Genomic DNA, 19,544 nt, shown 5'->3' with positions numbered 1-19,544 from the left:
GATGCAAAGTTATGGTACACATGCGTTCAAACAAATGTTTAAATTTTGGAAAAAGATGTTCAAATGTAAGATTCAGCTTTCAAATTGGTTACGGTACTGTGACGGACTTTCACCGAAATGTTTTTTAAAAAAATGCGAAAATGAATACGGATCACTGAATCCAAGTGTGGAAGAAATTTCTGAAACAGGCTTACTGGAGGAGTTCAGCAGTACTTTGGCCTCGTTCATCACAACCAGTGCAATCACCTGGCCGGCAGATTTACCGGTCACTTCCTTCACTACTGCAGAGAAATGTCTGGTTGTAATAGACTGGCGCGCTGCATAAAACTCTACACCGCGTTCCTTATTATGGAATTTGGATAGGTCATTTAAGAAAATAAAAACAATTTCCTCCTGTCTCGACATCTGGTTCATGGCATTGCTGTCTTCCTTGGAGATAATCCCCGCCATCTGGTAGCAGAATACGGAAAAAAGATGTTCTACGATTTCTTTTTTATAGGTCATTTCCGTTTCAGAGTCCAGAATATATTTCAGGAAATTGACACTTTTCCACACCACTTCCATTTCATCGGGATGAAAAGCCACACCGATATTCATTTGCTGCCTGAAATACCGGTAGGTAATAAGCCGGTTGAACTTCAGGGAGAGGGCTGAAATAAATTCTCTTTTGTAGGATACCATCCTCGACTGGAAATCATCGCTAACGGAAATCATTTCGTAGACGGTCTGCGGATCAGTCACCATAAACATATTGGCGGAAAGCTCAAGATCCCTGAAATGCTGTTTAAGCTTTATAGTTCCCGTCTTAATGAAGATAAAAGCAGGATTATCGGGCCGGAAAGGCTTATCGGTAGCAATCCGCTCGAAAATATTATGTTGCGTAAAAATCTCAACTCCGAATTTTTCCAGGACAGACATAACACAAATATAAGCAATCTGCTGAGCGATTGCAAAAATTTATTATTTTAGTGTTTTCCAAATAACCGGTATGAGAAAGATAGATTTATTGTTTGCAGAATACGCAGAAAGCCACAGAAACAGTACCAATAAACTGATTCACTGGATCTGTGTTCCATTGATTTTCTGGACGATCTTAGGCTTTATCTCGCTGATTCCCTCAAAGTCCATCTGCTTTATCTACATCGGGTGTATAAGCTTTGTGAGCCTTGCCGCCATGGCTTTAGTCACCGTATTTTATATGAGGCTTTCTTTTTTAATTGGCTTCATTATGCTTGTTCTTATGGTGATCATGGAAAGTTTTGCTTTCGGCGTGAATACCCGTTCAGAAAGACCATGGCTTGTTTATCTTTCGGTTTTTGTAATCACCTGGCTGTTACAGTTTATCGGGCATAAAGTTGAAGGAAAAAAGCCTTCATTCCTGAAAGACATCCAGTTTCTCCTGATCGGACCGATCTGGCTGCTGAGCTTTATCCTGAAGAAAGCTGGTATCCGGTATTAATCTTCCAGGGCATACACGGCAAAACTTGCCAGCCAGTGGTCTCCGCCGTAATTTCCCTGGAATAATAAAGGAATCCCATTGGATAAGAAGACCTGAGCGGTTTTCTGGAAATCTTTTTTCAATGGATGATGATCCGGCAGGGCCTTAGCAATTCCTTTCATGCACCAGGCTTTGGAAAAAGACAACCCAACCAGATGAACGGTCTGGTAATCTGACAAATCACTTACCACAGAGATTTTTTCAATATTCTCAAGGCTGCGTTTTTCGTAGAAAGTATTCAGCCACTGTACAAATTCCTTCTGAGGGAGCACTCTTCGCATCAGATCGGCAATTTCCAGGCTGGGCGAAAACAAGTCCGAACCATCCGGTTCAAGATAAGCCGGTGTTTTTTCGTCTTTCAGATAAAAATATTTTGCCTTTTCCAATAGTTGATTTTCAAAATCTTTATCCTTATTTGCTCTGGCCCAGTCGATGGCGAAAGCCATAGCAAAGGCGGTATTGGGATGAACGCCGGTCCGGTTTGGATAGGTTTGTTTGGGAAGGTAAGATTTCCAGGAACTTAAGATTTTATCGGTTAACGGTTTTAGGTTCTGATGCCAAAGCTTTGCTTTCGGATGATCCCAGGCAATCAGTTCCTGATCCAGCTTCAGGAGCCAGGCCCAGCCGTAAGTTCTTTCAAAAGTAGTGGTAAGCTGATATTTTGTAAAATAATCTGCTTCCGTCTGGAGGTTTTCTTTTGTAAAGGAGTGATCCAGGATATTTTCAATATCCTTGGCAACAGATAAGCCCGGTTTGGTTTTTAATAATCTCACCAGCATCCAGTGTCCGTGAACCGAGCTGTGCCAGTCGAAACAGCCGTAAAAACTCGGATGTAATACCTTCGGGCTTAAAGAAACCTCACCGGCATTGTTGATGATATGGGCCGTTTTATTCGGGTATTCCTGCGCAATACAGTGCAGCGGTTTTTCCGCTAATTTCATGGCCATGTCATCGCTAAGCTTCGGAACGTCCTGTGCGTACATTGAAAAAGGAATAATCAATACTCCCAAAAGACTGTTTTTCATCCGATAAAAATAAAAAAATATACGGTTCGTCGTATTGGTAACCATTTAAAAATTGGTAACCATTTAAAATATGTCATTTATGCACGAGATGTTTAATTTTTTAATGCAAAGATTTTTTTTCTGTATGTTTTATTTAAAGGTGAAGATTGAAGCAGCAAGCTGATTGGATGATGCACCTGTTTTATCCATATGATTTATCAGTGGCTTTGCTGTTATCCTCTACTTTTACATATGAAGTCTTTATCAATGAAACTTTGTGTTTATATTTAAAAGGTTTGTTCTTCCGTTCCTAACATTAAATCTGCTGAATCAAAAATCAGTAATAAATTATTTTAGATAGGGTTGTAAACAACTTTGAAATACTAAAATGTAATTTATTTTTAAATTTATACTTTACCTGTTTTAAGAAAACGTAATTTTAGGTAATATTGTAAAAATGAACACCATGAAAAAAGTATTGTTGCCTCTGTTCTGCCTGCTTATTATCCATTGCGGAAAATCTAAAAATGATTCCCAACACGAAGTAAAAGCTGATCTGGTCGAAGTATTGGCCGATGATGTTGTTGAAGCATCTAAAGAAGAAGCTCCACCACCACCAAGAGAGATGGAGCCTGTAAATGATAAAACCGTAAGTTCTGCTGTAGCATCAGCCGAAGATGTAGAACCTGAAACCGGTAAACCGACCCGAAACACAACAGCAATATCCAAGAAAGTCATTAAAAACGGGAACATGTCCATTCAGGTAAGTGATATTAAAAAAGCACAGAACCAGGTCAATAGCATCCTGAAAAAGAATAAAGCCTATATACAGAAAGAAAATTTCAGCAATACTGATGTTGATGAAAATCTTGATTTTACCATCAGGGTCCCTCATCAGAATTTCGATGCCCTGATCAATACTTTTTCAGACGGTGTTGGTTCAGTGCTGTCAAAAAACATCTCTTCCGATGATGTGACTGAAGAATACACCGATATTTCGATCAAATTGGCGAATAAAAAAATATACCTGGAAAAATACCGCGATATGTTGAAAAGTGCAAAGACGACTAAAGATATGCTGGAAATCCAGGAAAATATCAGAGCGCTGGAAGATGAAATCGATGTTTCGGAAGGCAGGCTGCGGTTTATTGATGACCGTGTGGATTACAGCACCCTGAACCTCAGCCTCCACAAAGAAAAGGTAAGAAGTTCTGAAACTTCCAAGATCGGTTTCGGAAGCCGTTTCGGGGATTCGCTTACGGAAGGCTGGAACAGCTTTGTAACCTTCCTGCTTGGCATTATTGCTTTATGGCCGTTTTTCCTACTGATTCCTGTTGTTATTTTGGTATGGAAAAGATTGTTATGCAAAAGAAAAAACAAATAATCTCAATGTAAGAGCTTTATATCTTATCAGGCTTTACCTGATCTAGCAGAGCAGTTTATATCCGGCTCCTCTGATGCTCATCAGCTCCACTTTCGGATCATCTTTCAGCATTTTCCGAAGGTGGGACATAAATACATCCATACTCCGTGCATTGTAGTAGCTGTCATCTCCCCATATTTTAAGCAGTGCTGCTTGCCTTGGCAGTAAGGCATTGCGGTGTTCCAATAGCAATTCCAGGATAGCAGTCTCCTTATAGGAAATCCTGTACTGCCCATGAGGCGTAATTAACTCCTGGCTTACGGTATCGAGCGTACAGTCTCCGAATATTTTCCGGTTGGAAGACGGCGCATACTGCTTCAAAGGGTTGCCGAAGCGTGTCAGCAATGCTTCTATACGAATGAGCAATTCTCCCATATTAAAGGGTTTCTTCAGATAATCGTTTCCACCACTCCTGAATCCCTTGATCACATCTTCGGGTAAAGATTTCGCGCTCAGGAAAATAATAGGAACGGTACTGTTCAGCCTGCGGATATCTTCTGCCAGCGTATATCCGTCTTTCAGAGGCATCATAATATCGAGCACGCAAAGATCCGGTGATCCGGATTCGAAAAGCTGAAGAGCTGTCCGCCCGTCAGCAGCTGCTTCCACCTCGTAGCCGCTGCTTCTGAGGCCGTCGCTGATGATTTCCGCCAAAGTAAGTTCGTCTTCGGCATACAATATTTTATATTTCATGATAAGCAGGTAAATTAACAATAAATATGCTTCCGGTATCCGGCTCTCCGGCTACGGTAATGGTTCCCCCGTGTTTTGCAATAATCTGCTTCACATAATGAAGGCCAAGCCCGGTTCCTTTTACCATATGGATATCCGGATTTTCAGGGATCCGGAAAAACCGTTCAAAAATACGGTTACGGTATATTTTGGAAATTCCCGGTCCGTTATCCTGAACCGTGACAATGATCTGCTCATGTACAGACTTACAGGTTACTTTGATCAATACTTCCGGGCCACTGTATTTAACCGCATTATCCAGCAGATTATAAAAAACGTTGGTAAGATGCACCGGATCACCATTCACGAAACAAGGCTCTTCAGAGGGAAAATAATCAATCGTTACTGAACCGCCGCCGTTCTGCAAGCGCATAGAAGATACTACCCTGTCGAGTCCCTGCTGTACATCATACAGCTCGGGACGCAGGTTGATCTCACCATTGTCCAGCTGTTCCAGATTCAGTACCTTATCGATCATCAGGTTCAGACGGTTGATCTCTGTTTTACTGATGGCCAGATAATTCTCCATACGGACCGGATCATTTTTAAGCTGATATCTTGTAATGGAATCCAGGGCCGCTTCGATAATAGCTACCGGCGTTTTCAGTTCGTGAGTCATATTCCCGGTAAAAGCAAGCCGGGCCTGGGTATAAAGCCGCTGGCTCTGCAAGACTTTAAAGAGGAAACGGAATGCCAGGCCGGTCAGCAAGATCATCAGAAAGGAAGAAATCAGGTAATACCGCATCCTTTGAAGAACCACTTTTGTTATAGAAGGAACCACAAGCTGATAGGTATGAATAAAAAAATTGAGGTTGTATCCAAAATGCAGGCTTCGGTAGTCGGCATTTTGTGCCTTATTCCAGTTTTCCTGAGATTCCGGTTTACCGGTCTTATAATCGTAAAGAATATAAAAACTTGAGGTATTAATATTCTGCCGCCGGCATTCGAGCTTTACCAGGCTGTCCATCCGCCGGAGATCCCTTTTATCTGCCGCCATGACGGTCTCCAGGGTTTCCCCGTTATCAAATACAGAAACCAGCCTTCTCTTCCTGGGTTTAGATTTATGATTAGCGATGCGCAAACCAATGGTAATCAGCGTACTGTCATTCCTCATTTCTGTTTCAAAACGGCTTGAAATTCCTTTGTTCCGCATATGGGTATACGATTGCTTAAGCTGTAGCCATTCCGGGGATAGAAAGAAATTCCTGAAGTTTTCGTTGTTTTCGTGTCCCGGCGCTACACTCAGGTATTCGCTCATACGCGCAGCATCGGCAACTGCCTGGTCCAGATCTCTTTTCACCTGAACCTGCTGGGAATGGAACAACTGGATCAGCCAGGCCGCCTGGAGCGCAATACTGGCAATCATAGCAAAGAGTACGAGCGGATAAGCATATCGATTGGAGAGCCATTTCATACCGCTAATTTGATGATAATTATGGAATATCAATACCATATACAGAAAGATTTAACCTTAATTAACCCTGACTGATGCTATTTAACCGTGATTAACGGGCCTTAACATAGAACTGGTGTAGGTTTGCCGTATGAAAAATATCCTATTATTTCTCCTGATAAGCATTTCAGGAATCATGCATTCCCAAAACTCAGTAAAGGGCACTGTAAAAGATACCAAAGGCCATCTGCTGGATGCCGTGACGATTACTTTAACAAAAGACCAGAAGCAGATTGCCACGGCTTTCTCTGATCTTGGAGACTTCAGTTTGAACCATCCGGAAGCAGGAAATTATACGCTTACAGCTTCCTTATCCGGTTATCAGCCAGTACAAATAACTCTGCAGCTGCCGAAGGAAGAGATTTCCCTTGTCATGCAAAAAAGTGAGCATATGATTGAGGAAGTTACCATGACCAAAAGAAAGCCTCTCATTGAACGGAAGATCGACCGTATCAGCTTTCATGTGGAAAACAGCATTATTGCTTCCGGAGGCAGTGCCTGGGAAGCATTATCCAAAGCACCGGGCGTTCAGGTGACTTCTTCCAATACGTTGACTGCCAACCGTAAGAATGTCAGGATCTACCTGGATGGAAAACCCTTAACGCTTTCCGGTGATGATCTGGCGGCCTATCTTCAGGGAATGCCGTCAGACCAGGTTGCCCAGATTGAAATTTTCTCCAATCCACCTGCGCGGTTTGACGCAGAAGGAGCTTCGGTAATCAACATCATTACCAAAAAATCAAAAAAACAAGGTCTTACTATTAACCTTTCAGGCGGCCTTACTCAGGGATCCCGTACAGGATACACCGGCAATACCACCTTCAATTACCGAAAAAACAAATGGAATATGTACGGAAGCTACGGATTTACCCGCCGGAATACTTTCCAGGACCATAATACATTTATTAATTATGGAAATTCTTTATGGAACGGTACCCATCGTACGATATATGCCTCCGATCCTCATGCTTACCGATTAGGTATTGATTATCAGGTCACAGACAATCAGCTACTGGGCTTTTTGGTTACCGGAAACAACAGGAAAGGCAGCTCTCAAGGATCTGCCGTTACCCGAATCAGCAGACCGGCAATGAAACCCGATTCTCTTCTGAACACGGATAATTATGCTTCAACCTTTGGAAATCAGTATACATATAACCTTAATTATAACCTGAAACTGGATTCGGCGAAAAGCAGCCTGAATATCGATCTGGATTATTCCCCTTTCCGGAACAGCAGCCGATCATTCACAGACAATGTAACATTGCTTCCTGACGGCAGCGAAACCTCCAGCTTCTTTCATATATATACTCCAAGCTCACAGGATATCGATATTCTTTCGGGTAAAGCAGATTATCATTTTAAAGCTTCCAAAGGACTGGAGATCACTTCAGGAATCAAGTACAGCAGTACAAAAAGTACCAGTATCTTTGATTATTTTAACCGTGACACATCGGTATTTACAGCAGTAGAAGCAAACAGCAATCATTTTATCTACCGTGAAAATGTAGCTTCTTTTTATACCAGCGCATCCGGTAATCTGGGATCATGGACGGTGCAGGGCGGGCTGCGCGGTGAATTTACACGTACCAACGGCTACTTGCAAAATCAGGATCTGCTGAATAAGAGAAATTATTTCAAGCTATTCCCGACCTTATTCGTTCAGTACAGGCTTAACGATTCGCATGAGTTGCAGCTCAATTACGCCTACCGAATCGAACGGCCCGAATACAACCGTCTGAATCCTGCCAAACGTTTCTCTTCCCCTTACATTGTATATGCAGGAAATCCGGCCCTGCGCCCGGCCTTTGTGCATAGTTTGGAAGCAGGCTACACATACAAACAGAAATACAATCTCACAGCGTATTACACCTCTACCCGTGATGTATTTACCAATATTGAAGTACAGGACAATAAAACCCAAAGGTATTATGGTACGCAGGCTAATCTCGGGCTTAGTGCTATGGCAGGTATGCGGCTGTCGGCACAGATAAAACTTCTGGCCTGGTGGGATCTCAACCTCTTAGCCGATGTTTACCGACAGCGGGAAAAATCAGAATATCTGTCGGGAAGCTTCGATAATCACATGGTTTCTTTTTCAGGTTCTCTTAACCAGTCGTTTTCTTTGGATAAGGGAACCGGGCTGAAAGCTGAAATCAATGCTACGTATAACAGTCCGGGCATTCAGGGAGTCTATACGGCGCGCGTCAATTCCCAGATAGATGCAGGTATTAAGATGAATATCCTGAAAAATGCAGGAACACTGCGGCTTACGGCAACCGATATTTTTAATACCAATAATAATTTTGTCAGAATCAATTACCAGGACCAGCAGAGCAGCTTTTTCTATCACCGCGAAAGCCGCTTTGTAACACTGAGCCTGCAATACCGGCTAGGCAAAAATATTACCGCCTCACGAAACCGCACCACAGCAAGTGAAGAAGAAAGGAAAAGAGCCCTGTAATTTTGCCGTCAAAGTATTTACTAACGGATTATATTTAATTACAGAAAGGGACTATTGTAAATGATTATCCATATAAATTCTATGCGATTAACAGCCGGCGATTTCTGTTGCCCAGCTGTTAATTTTTTAGAAACAAGTTTAAAATATTGAATAAAAATTTTGTTTACGGGTATTCTTTACTGTCTCATAAATAGTTACATAAATTGAAAAGGTGGTATTTAAATCTTAATGAAAGCGGCTTAATTTTTGCAAATCGAAACTTCGTTAGGATACGGTCTCATAAAAGTGTACAGAATAGCAGATTCTTTGATAGGATATTTGGACAAGCTTTGTAATTAAAGCTGATCGATATCTTTAGACATGAGAAATGTTTATGCTTTTAAGATTGATATCTTCACAACCTGTTTCAATTTTTATTTTAGCAATAAAAGTCATCAAAACAATAAGGCATTGATTATTATTTTTTGCCTCTTTTAGTGTTAAGATTTAATTCATTGAAAAGGTTTTAAAATATAACTCCGTTTCCTTTAACCTGTTTAAAAGTAATACTATTTAAAACGTATGACGAAATCTGTATCCGCCGGCAGTCGTGCTTTAGGGCCTTTGAAAGCGCTTAACTTTTTCATGGCCGATATGCAGGCCGGAATTGGTCCCTTTCTCGGCATTTTCCTGTTATCCAAAGGCTGGCAAAGCGGACCGATCGGTACTGTTATGACGCTGGGAGGGATTGCCGGAATGCTGATGACCGCTCCTGCCGGGGCTGCTATTGATGCTACCAGCCATAAGCGCAGGTATGTGATTATCCCCGGAATCTGTACCGTGATTGCTTCTGCCCTGATTCTCCTTTCACAGGACTTCTGGGTGGTTGCCCTTTCCCAGGTGGCGACAGCAATTGCGGGTGCGGCCATCGGTCCTGCGGTAGTCGGCATTACGTTGGGAATTGTCAGACAAAAAGGATTCAACCGGCAGAACGGCCATAACCAGGCATTCAACCATGCCGGAAATGTTGTAGGTGCTGCTTTGTCCGGATATCTGGGACTGAAATGGGGAATGACGGCCATCGTTTTATTAGCTGCACTGTTTGGAGTATTATCGATCATCAGCATCCTGATGATTCCTGCCGAAAGTATCGACAACAAGGCAGCGCGCGGGCTGAAAGAAGAAAGTGAAGAAAGTGAAAAAGCAAGCGGACTGAAAGTATTGTTCCAATGCAAGCCCCTGTTGATCCTGGCAGCAGCCTTAGCTTGTTTCCACCTGGGAAACGGTGCGTTACTTCCGCTGTACGGCATGGCAGCAGCAACCAAAATGAATGGCAATGCTTCTATGTTTGTAGCGCTCACCGTAATCATTGCACAGCTTGTCATGATCGTCGCTTCAATCGTTGCAATGAGAATTGCAGAGAAAAAAGGCTATTGGCTCGTCCTGCTGATCTCATTCATTGCATTACCTATACGCGGGCTGATCGCTGCCAATATGATCAGCCATATCGGGTTATATCCGGTACAGATTCTGGACGGGATCGGAGCCGGACTGCAGAGCGTTGCGGTTCCGGGACTGGTTGCCCATATCCTGAACGGAACCGGACACATTAACATTGGACAGGGCGCTGTGATGACGATTCAGGGATTAGGCGCTTCCTTAAGTCCGGCCATCGGAGGATGGATCGAACAGAAAATGGGTTATGAGCATGCCTTTATGATTCTGGGAAGCTTTGCTGTAATTTCCATTACGCTTTGGGTCTTCCATTCTAAAACCATAATCAAGGAATGCGGCTATCCGGTCACCTAAATTTATATTACCTTTTACCATCATCAATATAGAGATCCAAAGCTGAATTATATGGGCAGTGAATTTTTTATTTATCTGATCGCTTTGCTGGCTACCGCTGGTGTCATCATAAGACCTTTTAAAGTTCCGGAAGCAGTGTGGGCCGTAAGCGGAGCCCTGCTGTTACTGGTTTTTGGACTCATCACCTTTTCCGGGGCATGGACAGGAATCATTAAAGGCATGGATGTTTACCTTTTTCTTACCGGAATGATGATGCTTGCGGAATGTGCCCGTCAGGAAGGACTTTTCGACTGGCTGGCGTGCCATGCAACCCGCTTTGCAGCGGGGTCATCGGTTAAGCTGTTTATCTTAATCTATTTGGTAGGCCTTGTGGTAACCACTTTCATGTCCAACGATGCCACAGCTGTTGTGCTTACCCCTGCCGTTGCAGCGGCCATGAGACGTGCCAAGATAAAGCAGCCGCTCCCTTACCTGCTGATATGCGCCTTTATAGCTAATGCAGCATCTTTCGTGCTCCCTATTTCCAACCCGGCCAACCTAGTGATTTACGGGAAAAACATGCCTTCACTCTCAACATGGCTGGGCACTTACCTGTTGCCTTCCGCCGTTTCGGTTATTCTTACTTTTATCATGCTTTTTCTTACCCAAATAAAAGTACTCCGTGAACCTGTTGCCCGGGATCTCGCAATTCAGACTTTGCTACCCGGAGGTAAAATGGCACTTGCAGGTATTGTGATGACGACCGTCATTCTGCTGTTTGCTTCATTTCAACATTGGGACCTGGGTTTACCGACCGCTGTTGCCGGGGTCAGTACTGCTTTGCTGATTACGGTACTGGCTAAAAAAAATCCAATCCGGCTGATCCGACATATTTCGTGGTCGGTCATTCCTCTTGTAGCCGGCCTGTTTATCCTGGTGGAAGCAATGGCACAGACAGGAATCATTGCCACGTTAACAAAAACAGTAACAGAACATGCAGCGCGCTCGGAGGAAGCAACGGCATGGATAAGTGGTCTAACCGTGGCTTTCGGAAGTAACCTCATCAATAACCTTCCATCAGGCTTGATCGCCGGAAGCGTAGTTTCTGCCGCGCATATTCCCGAACTGGTCAGAAGCAGTGTGCTGATCGGCATTGATGTAGGGCCCAATCTTTCCGTGACTGGCTCTCTGGCAACCATCCTGTGGCTTACCGAACTGCGGCGGCACGGCTATTCCATCAGTGCATGGAAATTCCTGGTGTTGGGCTGTTTTATTATGATCCCCGCGCTTATTGCTGCGTTGATCGTGGTGAGGATTCAGTAAATCATTGCGATCGTTAAGCCTGTCGGAATTTTGTTTTTTATAATCTTTCTTTCGCATTCAGCATGTTCAATAGATCATAATATAGATGAAAAAAATAGTTCTAAAAAATAAGAGATGATGAAAACCATCAAATTTATTTTATTAAAAACTCCGGAAGCCACTAGCCTTCGGAGTTTTATTTTGCAATTATCTATATTATCTAAGCATTAAAATGTTCCTTTACTTTTTCCAGCACCTGCTCTTCACTCATTTGCTGGGACGTGTCCAACGTAATCTTCAGATCCTTGAACTGGGCGGTATCGTGAAGGTATTTTTTAAATTCCTCCTGAACGGTTCCGGGGCCGGTGACATAGACTTCCTGGGAATTGGTCAGCAGGTGTTCTATTTCTTTAAAGTATTTGATCCGGTTGGTTCTTTCGGCGTTGTTTCCGGCATTCTCGCTGGAATTTCCGTGCTGTATTTCTGCTTTCACAGGGCTGCATAAGAAAAATTTAAAGGCGTTCTGGGCATCATGATTTTTTACAACGATGGCTTTTTCGGTATCCATCCATAATCCAGCTAATTTTTTGTCCGACATAATTGTTTTTTTAGTTATGCCCTTGTAATGACAAGAATAATGCTAAGCATACGTTAATGGGTTGTTAAAAAACAACATCTGTAAACTTTCATAGCATTGCCTGATTTTAGCTTGGTGTAAGAGTTTGTTAAATATGTGATTTCCTATTAACCACCCCGTCTAAATTTTAAAAAAATTGGTCACCCCTCCGGTAGATGGGAATTTTTCATGTCATGACTATTTCTTTAAATGGGCAGTAACATAATCTCTCTGGATTACTTCCCCAGCACGAATACCGCAGGGATTTTATGCAGCTCCGGTTTATGTTTCTGCCAGTCCTTGATGGTTTTGGTACGGATGAATTCGTGTTCCGGATCGTTGATATTCGCAGCGATGCACAGTTTGATATTCGGGGATAAGAATTTAAACAGGTCTTCTAAAAGCTGGTTGTTGCGGTATGGAGTTTCCATGAAAATCTGGGAATATCCCGTTCTCTGGACAAGCCCTTCCAGATGCTGGATCTGCTTTTTCTTTTCGGTTCTGTCAATCGGAAGATAGCCGTTAAAGGCAAATTCCTGCCCGTTGAAACCGCTTGAAATCAAAGCCAGGATAATGGATGAAGGTCCGGATACCGGAACGACCCGGATATTTTTTTCATGGCACCATTTCACAATTAAATTTCCGGGATCGGCAATGCACGGCAGCCCGGCTTCGGAAAGCAATCCGAAATCCTGTCCGTTCATCATCAGCGACTGTGCCTCTTTGATATCTGCATTTTCGGTGTATTTATCCAAAAGGAATAATTTCAGGTCTGACTGTTTTTTCTCCGGCGCAAAAAACTTCACGACCTTCCGGGCCGTCTTTTCATTTTCCACGAAAAAATAATCAGTCTGCATGATATAATCCTTGATGACAGGGGAAAAATGGGTAATCGGGGTATTCTCTGAAAGGTAAGCGGGAAGTAAAAAAAGCATTTTTGAGAGTTATGAGTTATAAGTCGTAAGTTATGGGGTTTTGAGTCTGTTCGTTTAAGCGGCGTGCAATCTGTTCACATCCGCAATCCAGGAGCTGGTAGACGTTTTCAAATTCTTCCATTCCGCCCCAGTACGGGTCAGGAACTTCTGCGTTGCCGTGATCACCCAGCACTTCCATGAAGAGGGAAATCTTTTGCCTCTGTTCCTCATTCTCCGCTTTTGAGATCACATCTTCCATCACATTAATATCCATACAGTATATGGCATCAAAATTCTCCAGGTCTGCATGGGTTATAGGTCTTGAACGCTGCCCTGAAATATCGATACCATGAATTTCAGCTGTTTTTAAAGCCCTAGGATCAGGATGTTTGCCTTCGTGCTGAGAAATCGTTCCGGCAGAATCCACATGGACTCCCGCAGGAACCTTGGTCTTCATGATTCCTTCTGCCAGAGGGCTTCTGCATATATTCCCGAGACAGACCATTAATATCTTCATTGTATAGAGTTTAAAGATGAAACATCAGCTGTTTTAACGGTACAAAACTAAACAAAAAATGAAGAATACGTTTATTCTTCATTTTTAGATATTTCAAAAAGGTTTTCCTACTGTTTGATTTTTTCGGATAGTTCCTTAACATATTTTTTCACTTCCTTATCGATCTTGGAAACATCTTTAATGGTATCACAAGCGTACATTACGGTAGAATGGTCTTTCCCGCCCATTTCTTCACCGATTTTGGTAAACGTGGCATTGGTAAGCTCTTTTGCAAAATACATGGCCAGTTGTCTCGGCAAGGCAATCTCTCTTTTTCTGGTTTTGGATAAAAGCTGCTCTCTCTTGATCCCGAAATAATCACACACCACTTCCTGAATATAAGGAATGTTAATGATTTTTTTCTGGTTGGCAGCAATTTTATTAATCGTGTCCTTTAACAGCTCAAGACTTAAATCCGATTTATAGATGGTTGAATAGGCAATCACTGAATTGATTACACCGATAAGCTCTCTTACATTCGTTTTGGCTTCGGACGCAAGGAAATCAAGCATATCTTCGGTTAAAACAATCCCGTCGCGGCTCAGCTTATCCACGATAATCTGTCTTCTGGTAGAATAATCCGGGGATTTGATTTCTGCAGAAAGTCCCCATTTAAAACGGGAAACAATTCTGTCCTGGATATCCATAATATCTGCTGGCGCTTTATCGGAAGTCAGGATAATCTGTTTTCCGTTCTGGTGCAGGTAATCGAAAATATGGAAGAAACTGTCCTGGGTAGCCGATTTTCCGGAAAGGAACTGAATATCATCAATAATAAGGACATCCACCATCTGGTAGAAATTGGCAAACTCAGTCTGCTTGTGTGCTTTCGCTGCGGAAATGAACTGCTGGATGAATTTTTCAGACGACAGATACAAAACCACTTTATCGGGAAACTGGCTTTTTACTTCCAGACCGACAGCCTGTCCAAGGTGGGTTTTCCCTACTCCATATCCTCCGTATAAAAATAAAGGGTTAAAAGCAGTGGCACCCGGTCTCTTTGCAATCGATCTCGCAACGGTAGCCGCAAATTTATTGCTTTCCCCTTCCACATAATTCTCGAAAGAGAAATCCGATTTCAGGTTGGAATCGATATTTACTTTTTTGATTCCCGGTACTACGAAAGGATTGACAATGTTGGAAGAAAAGCCCTGCGGCATGGTCTCCTGCATTTTAGGCGTAGGAACCGTTTTTCCTTTCATATTCATGGTAACAGGCTTCTCCAAACCGGAAGGCTTGTTTTCCATTACCGAATACCATAATTTCACTCCTTTTCCTATGTTCTTTTTCAGGGCAGCGGAAAGAAGAGAGAGGTAATTATCCTCAATATATTCTTTGTAAAAATCACTCGGAACCATTAGCGTAAGGTTGTTGTCAACCAGAGAAACCGGCTGTACCTTATCAAACAGTAAATCGAAAGATTTTTCAAGTTTTTTCAGATCAGAATTATCTTCAGCAGCGTTTAAATTATCGCGCATAAACTGAAGGCACTTCTGCCATATCATCATTAAATTTTCATCCATAATTATGCCCCGATTAATTCTTTGTTAGTACTCATTTTAGAAGGATGACAAAGGTCTCATTTTTTTATTTTAAAAAAAAATATTGCGCTTATTGATTATTTAAAAATATATTTGTATGAATAATTAAGTGATAAAAATGATACACACAACACACTCATTACGAGTACGTTACGGAGAGACAGACCCAATGAAATACGTCTACTACGGCAATTATGCAGAGTACCTTGAAATTGGCCGGGTAGAACTTTTTCGAAGCCTCGGAATGTCATATAACGAGATTGAAAATCAAGGAATTTGGCTCCCTGTTTCGGAGTATAAAATTAAATACCTGCGGCCTGCTTTTTATGATGAAAAACTTGAGATCCATACGTATGTAAAAAAAATTCCCGGTGTAAAAATTGAATTTGAATATGAAATTTATAATGAAGAGCATCATAAGATTACCGAAGCCGCCACTACCCTGTTTTTTTTAGATGCCAAAACCAATAAAGTGGTAAAATGCCCGGACTATCTTATGAAACTGATTGAAGAAAACTGGGACAGTTCATCCGATGTTACACGATAAAAAACACACCTATTTATGAAGATTGCATTTTTAGGACCGCAGGCGAGTTTCACACAGCTTGCCGCCAGCCAGTTATTTCCGGATGCTTTGCTTGTACCGCAGACCCATATTTTAGACTGTTTCCTCGCCGTAGAAAACGGTACCGCTGAAAAAGCGGTTGTCCCTTTGGAGAATTCGATTGAAGGAACGGTTTCCATGACCCTGGACTACCTGTATCATATCCAAAACATACACATCGAAGCGGAAGCCGTAATGCCGATTGCCCATCACCTGATGGTGCATCCCGATTGCCATGTGGAGGAGATTACAAAGATTTATTCCCATCCGCAGGCGCTGGCCCAAAGCTTTCACTTTTTAGATCAGAAATTTAATCTGGCTGAAAAACAGAACTATTCTTCAACCGCAGCGGCCGCTAAACATGTTGCCGATCATCCTGAAAGGAATCTGGCGGCAGTGGCTAATCAGGTTGCCGCCGATCTGTACGGGTTGAAAATTATCCACCGGAATATCCAGGATTCTGATCAGAACCACACCAGGTTTATCATCATTTCCAAAGGTGTGAACGGATACGAGAACACCAAGCTCAGTATCCTGGGTGAAAAATCCGGACTGCTGATTACTTTGCCTGAAGATCATCCCGGCGGTCTCCACCAGGTGCTTTCGGTTTTCGCATGGCGGAAAATGAACCTCAGCAAAATAGAGTCAAGGACTTTGAAAACCGGACTGGGCAATTATTTTTTCTTTATTAATGTCGTAGGAAAATGGGAATCTGCCCTGCACCATAATGCATTATTGGAATTAGAGGCTCTGGATGCAAAAACGCGGTTTCTAGGCAATTATAAGGAGTTTATTCTAGAGCATTAAAGGCACAGCCTTAGCAAACATTTGATTATATTTGATTGACCAAAAAGCTAACAATGCTGTATCCGCTGATCATTATATCAATTGTTGTCATTTTCATCATTTTTAACCATCTGAATACTAGGGTACGTAAACTGGAAAAGGAAATTTCCGAGCTTAAGAAAAACTTCAGCGGCAATAGCCAAATCATAAAAGAAACAGAAACGGCAGAAACAGAATCTTTGGTTCCATTGCATCCTGAAATGCATCCTGCTCTATCGAATGCATCCCCACTATTACCTGAAGATATTCAACAAAAGCAGGAAAAAGATCTGTTCGGGATGGTCTTTGAATTTTTAAAGCAGAACGCATTAACGATTATCGGAATTTTCACGTTGGTCCTGGGAATCGGGTATTTTGTAAAATACGCAATCGACAGGAACTGGCTTGGAGAAACAGCAAGAGCGGGGATCGGTTTTGCATCCGGCGCTGTTATGATTACTATCAGTCATTTTCTGCGGAAGAATTATGCTGTTTTTTCGTCCATTGTAACGGGTGGTGGCATTGCGGTATTTTACTTTACTGCTACGATTGCCTTCAGGGAATATCACTTATTTTCCCAGAATGCAGCTTTTGTGGTCACCTTTTTAATAACACTGCTCTCCCTTTTCCTGTCCTACTATTACAATAGTGAGATTTTAACGATTTTCTCTTTGTCAGGCGGATTTCTTGCTCCACTCATGATCAGCACGGGAGAAAGCAATTATCTTTTCTTATTTACTTACATCACCGTTCTGAACATCGGAATGCTGGCGATAGCCTATCTGAAAAACTGGAAAAGTATCGGATGGATCTCTTTTCTATTTACCTACAGCTATCTTTTTTTCTGGACTGCTGAAAAACCAGAGGTCTCAGGCATTTACTTCTATCTCGGCAGTTATGTTATTTTCTATGCATTCGGTTTACAGAATTACTTAAGAAAAGGCTCGCTACTGTCTTCTGACATTTTAATGCTTATATTAACGAATTTTACGAGCGTTATCGGACTTGCCTATATTTTTAACCTGTTACAATATGAGCATGTCATCATTTTTCCGGCAGGCTTTGCGCTGGTGAATCTGGGGTTGCTTTACAGAGAATATTCAAGGAAAAATTTCGGGACTGCCTATTCTGTTTTCGCTGGAATTGCTGCAGGCCTTTTTACGACGGCTTTTGCATTACAGTTCCAGGCCCATTTGATTACGAGTGTCTGGGCCATTGAAGCAACATTGCTTTTATTCATCTGGAAAAAAACATGCCATTCAATTTTCAGGTTGTGCTTCTATATCTTATTTCCCCTGGTAATTCTTGCGCAGATCATCAGCTGGACGTCTTATGCGGATGTGCAACGTTTAGCAATTATCTTTAATCCGGTATTCCTGACAAGTTCGGTAACCGTGGTCACCACTTTTGTGAATTTAATTTTACTAAGAAAACTTCCGGAAAACAGTGAAGACACCAATTTCTTTGAGCATGTTTTCAGCATCATTAGCTATGGAATCATTTATATATCTTTTCTGCTTGAAATCATCTATCATATTTCGGAAAAGCCAGCAATGGTGATCTTCAATATAGCATTACTTTTCAGCATCTTTTATATTTTTCTCCTGCTGATATTCAGGAAACCTCTGAGAATACGCAACACTTTGGAAATACTGCTCTTGTATCTACTGTTCATATGCATTATTATCGATACTTCCATTGCTGGCTCCGGGCTTATTTCAACCTATCTTCTTAACAGGATTTCTGTCGGTCTGTATTTTCTTTATTTATGCTACCTCATTCCTTTTATTTATATTGTGGTAAAAATCCTCCGCGCTACCGACTTTTTCAAAAGAAAGCTATCCTACTGGATTTTTGCAGGTACTGTAGTGACAGCTGCCAGTTTTGAAACCTACCATCTTTACGGACTCTTAAATGCCACTAACCTTTCAGAGTTTACCCAAGCAGGTAAGCATTTCGCTCTGCTTTATCTTCCTGTTATCTGGGCGATTATTGCCAGTACTTTTATTTACAAAGGGATGAGAAACAGTAAAACAGAATATAGTAAAATAGGTTTCACCCTGCTCGCACTCACGATTTTAAAACTGTACATCTATGATGTATGGAAAATGGATAATGTTTCCAGGATTATTGCTTTTATTATATTGGGAATGATCTTATTATTCAGCTCATTGATATTCCAGAGACTCAAAAAGGTCATTAAAAATATAATCGATAAAAATAAAAATGAAAATTCACCGGAAAAAAAGCCCTGAATAACAATAAAAATACTTTATTTATCATGATTGATTAAATAATTATAAAATTTTAGTTACTTTTTGCAAAAAATAAGTACATTTATAAAGTATTTAATAGTTATTATTTCCAGATTATGAAAAAATTATTCTACTCCTTTTTACTGCTGTCTTCTGCCACTGCATCTGCACAGAAAGACGTTAACGCAAAATTTGCAGTTGCTAATGATATTGTAGGAACAGTAGATATGTTTACAGCCAATCATAAAAATTCCATACAGAGTACGCGTACGTATAAATCCGCAGCAGAACTGCCCCAGAACCTGAAAAACTTCAGCTATCTTGCAGATAACGGATTGGTGGAATACAAACTGAAAAGCGGCACCAGCATAGACAGATTAGCACTTTCAGAGGTCAACGTACAGTTCGGTCTTCCTGAACAAACACCTGTTTTTATTGACGGCTATGAATTTAAAAATACGAATACCAAAGTATATGGAGATCTTCTTTACAATATGCAGGTCATAGACCGTAACGGCCAGAAAGCTGTCTCCATCACTACCACAAAAAAGTAATTTCTCAGATCATATTTAAATGAAAGGATGCTCAGG

At 41.7% G+C, this 19,544-nt stretch carries 17 protein-coding genes; 9 read left to right on the top strand and 8 right to left on the bottom strand.

Annotated features, from left to right (window positions below; genetic code table 11):
- Positions 1 to 72: 72 nt before the first annotated feature.
- On the bottom strand, positions 73 to 918 hold the full coding sequence (locus tag MKJ01_RS09000; RefSeq protein WP_241614322.1) for an AraC family transcriptional regulator: 846 nt from the start codon (positions 916 to 918) through the stop codon (positions 73 to 75).
- 70 nt (positions 919 to 988) lie between these two features.
- On the opposite strand from MKJ01_RS09000, the gene MKJ01_RS08995 reads away from it, so the two are divergent.
- Positions 989 to 1,459, top strand: coding sequence for a DUF962 domain-containing protein (locus tag MKJ01_RS08995; protein WP_241614321.1), 471 nt, complete (start codon positions 989 to 991; stop codon positions 1,457 to 1,459).
- On the opposite strand, the gene MKJ01_RS08990 is transcribed toward MKJ01_RS08995, so the two are convergent.
- The gene (locus tag MKJ01_RS08990) at positions 1,456 to 2,523 is read right to left on the bottom strand and encodes a DUF2891 domain-containing protein (RefSeq protein WP_241614319.1); all 1,068 of its coding nucleotides are present in this window, start codon (positions 2,521 to 2,523) and stop codon (positions 1,456 to 1,458) included. The genes MKJ01_RS08995 and MKJ01_RS08990 overlap by 4 nt on opposite strands.
- Positions 2,524 to 2,968: 445 nt before the next feature.
- On the opposite strand from MKJ01_RS08990, the gene MKJ01_RS08985 reads away from it, so the two are divergent.
- Positions 2,969 to 3,886: a DUF4349 domain-containing protein gene (locus MKJ01_RS08985; protein ID WP_241614318.1), complete on the top strand. Its 918-nt coding sequence runs from the start codon at positions 2,969 to 2,971 to the stop codon at positions 3,884 to 3,886.
- A 42-nt stretch (positions 3,887 to 3,928) separates the two neighbouring features.
- Here the strand turns inward: MKJ01_RS08985 and MKJ01_RS08980 are convergent, their stop codons facing one another.
- Entirely contained in the window at positions 3,929 to 4,618 is a 690-nt protein-coding gene (locus MKJ01_RS08980; protein ID WP_241614317.1) for a response regulator transcription factor, read from the bottom strand.
- Positions 4,608 to 6,071, bottom strand: coding sequence for a sensor histidine kinase KdpD (locus MKJ01_RS08975; protein ID WP_241614316.1), 1,464 nt, complete (start codon positions 6,069 to 6,071; stop codon positions 4,608 to 4,610). The genes MKJ01_RS08980 and MKJ01_RS08975 overlap by 11 nt, the downstream gene beginning before the upstream one ends.
- A gap of 130 nt (positions 6,072 to 6,201) precedes the next feature.
- Here MKJ01_RS08975 and MKJ01_RS08970 point away from each other — a divergent pair, with 130 nt between their 5' ends.
- The 3 genes from MKJ01_RS08970 to MKJ01_RS08960 all read left to right on the top strand — a co-directional run bounded on the left by MKJ01_RS08970 (position 6,202) and on the right by MKJ01_RS08960 (position 11,664).
- A complete protein-coding gene (locus tag MKJ01_RS08970; protein WP_241614315.1) occupies positions 6,202 to 8,574 on the top strand; it encodes a TonB-dependent receptor in 2,373 nt (790 codons plus the stop codon).
- Between the two features lie 561 nt (positions 8,575 to 9,135).
- Positions 9,136 to 10,362, top strand: coding sequence for an MFS transporter (locus tag MKJ01_RS08965; protein WP_241614314.1), 1,227 nt, complete (start codon positions 9,136 to 9,138; stop codon positions 10,360 to 10,362).
- A 51-nt stretch (positions 10,363 to 10,413) separates the two neighbouring features.
- Positions 10,414 to 11,664: an arsenic transporter gene (locus MKJ01_RS08960; protein WP_241614313.1), complete on the top strand. Its 1,251-nt coding sequence runs from the start codon at positions 10,414 to 10,416 to the stop codon at positions 11,662 to 11,664.
- A 199-nt stretch (positions 11,665 to 11,863) separates the two neighbouring features.
- On the opposite strand, the gene MKJ01_RS08955 is transcribed toward MKJ01_RS08960, so the two are convergent.
- From MKJ01_RS08955 to dnaA, 4 genes are all read right to left on the bottom strand, one after another.
- Positions 11,864 to 12,241 carry a hypothetical protein gene (locus MKJ01_RS08955; protein ID WP_241614312.1) on the bottom strand — a complete coding sequence of 126 codons (378 nt, stop codon included), beginning with the start codon at positions 12,239 to 12,241 and terminating at the stop codon, positions 11,864 to 11,866.
- A gap of 254 nt (positions 12,242 to 12,495) precedes the next feature.
- On the bottom strand, positions 12,496 to 13,194 hold the full coding sequence (locus MKJ01_RS08950) for an SAM-dependent methyltransferase (RefSeq protein WP_241614310.1): 699 nt from the start codon (positions 13,192 to 13,194) through the stop codon (positions 12,496 to 12,498).
- Between the two features lie 16 nt (positions 13,195 to 13,210).
- A complete protein-coding gene (locus MKJ01_RS08945; RefSeq protein WP_241614309.1) occupies positions 13,211 to 13,690 on the bottom strand; it encodes a low molecular weight protein-tyrosine-phosphatase in 480 nt (159 codons plus the stop codon).
- A 107-nt stretch (positions 13,691 to 13,797) separates the two neighbouring features.
- Complete coding sequence (gene dnaA / locus MKJ01_RS08940) at positions 13,798 to 15,252, bottom strand: chromosomal replication initiator protein DnaA (protein WP_241614308.1); 1,455 nt, start codon at positions 15,250 to 15,252, stop codon at positions 13,798 to 13,800.
- A 136-nt stretch (positions 15,253 to 15,388) separates the two neighbouring features.
- On the opposite strand from dnaA, the gene MKJ01_RS08935 reads away from it, so the two are divergent.
- The 4 genes from MKJ01_RS08935 to MKJ01_RS08920 all read left to right on the top strand — a co-directional run bounded on the left by MKJ01_RS08935 (position 15,389) and on the right by MKJ01_RS08920 (position 19,508).
- On the top strand, positions 15,389 to 15,817 hold the full coding sequence (locus MKJ01_RS08935; protein WP_241614306.1) for a thioesterase family protein: 429 nt from the start codon (positions 15,389 to 15,391) through the stop codon (positions 15,815 to 15,817).
- A 15-nt stretch (positions 15,818 to 15,832) separates the two neighbouring features.
- Entirely contained in the window at positions 15,833 to 16,681 is an 849-nt protein-coding gene (pheA, locus tag MKJ01_RS08930) for a prephenate dehydratase (protein WP_241614305.1), read from the top strand.
- A 53-nt stretch (positions 16,682 to 16,734) separates the two neighbouring features.
- Positions 16,735 to 18,954: a DUF2339 domain-containing protein gene (locus tag MKJ01_RS08925; protein WP_241614304.1), complete on the top strand. Its 2,220-nt coding sequence runs from the start codon at positions 16,735 to 16,737 to the stop codon at positions 18,952 to 18,954.
- Between the two features lie 116 nt (positions 18,955 to 19,070).
- Positions 19,071 to 19,508 (top strand): hypothetical protein, encoded by a 438-nt coding sequence (locus tag MKJ01_RS08920; RefSeq protein ID WP_241614303.1) that lies wholly within the window; start codon positions 19,071 to 19,073, stop codon positions 19,506 to 19,508.
- Positions 19,509 to 19,544 lie beyond the last annotated feature (36 nt).

This window comes from Chryseobacterium sp. SSA4.19, assembly GCF_022601875.1.
Lineage (GTDB): Bacteria > Bacteroidota > Bacteroidia > Flavobacteriales > Weeksellaceae > Chryseobacterium.
This window is presented reverse-complemented; position numbering and strand designations above follow the sequence as displayed.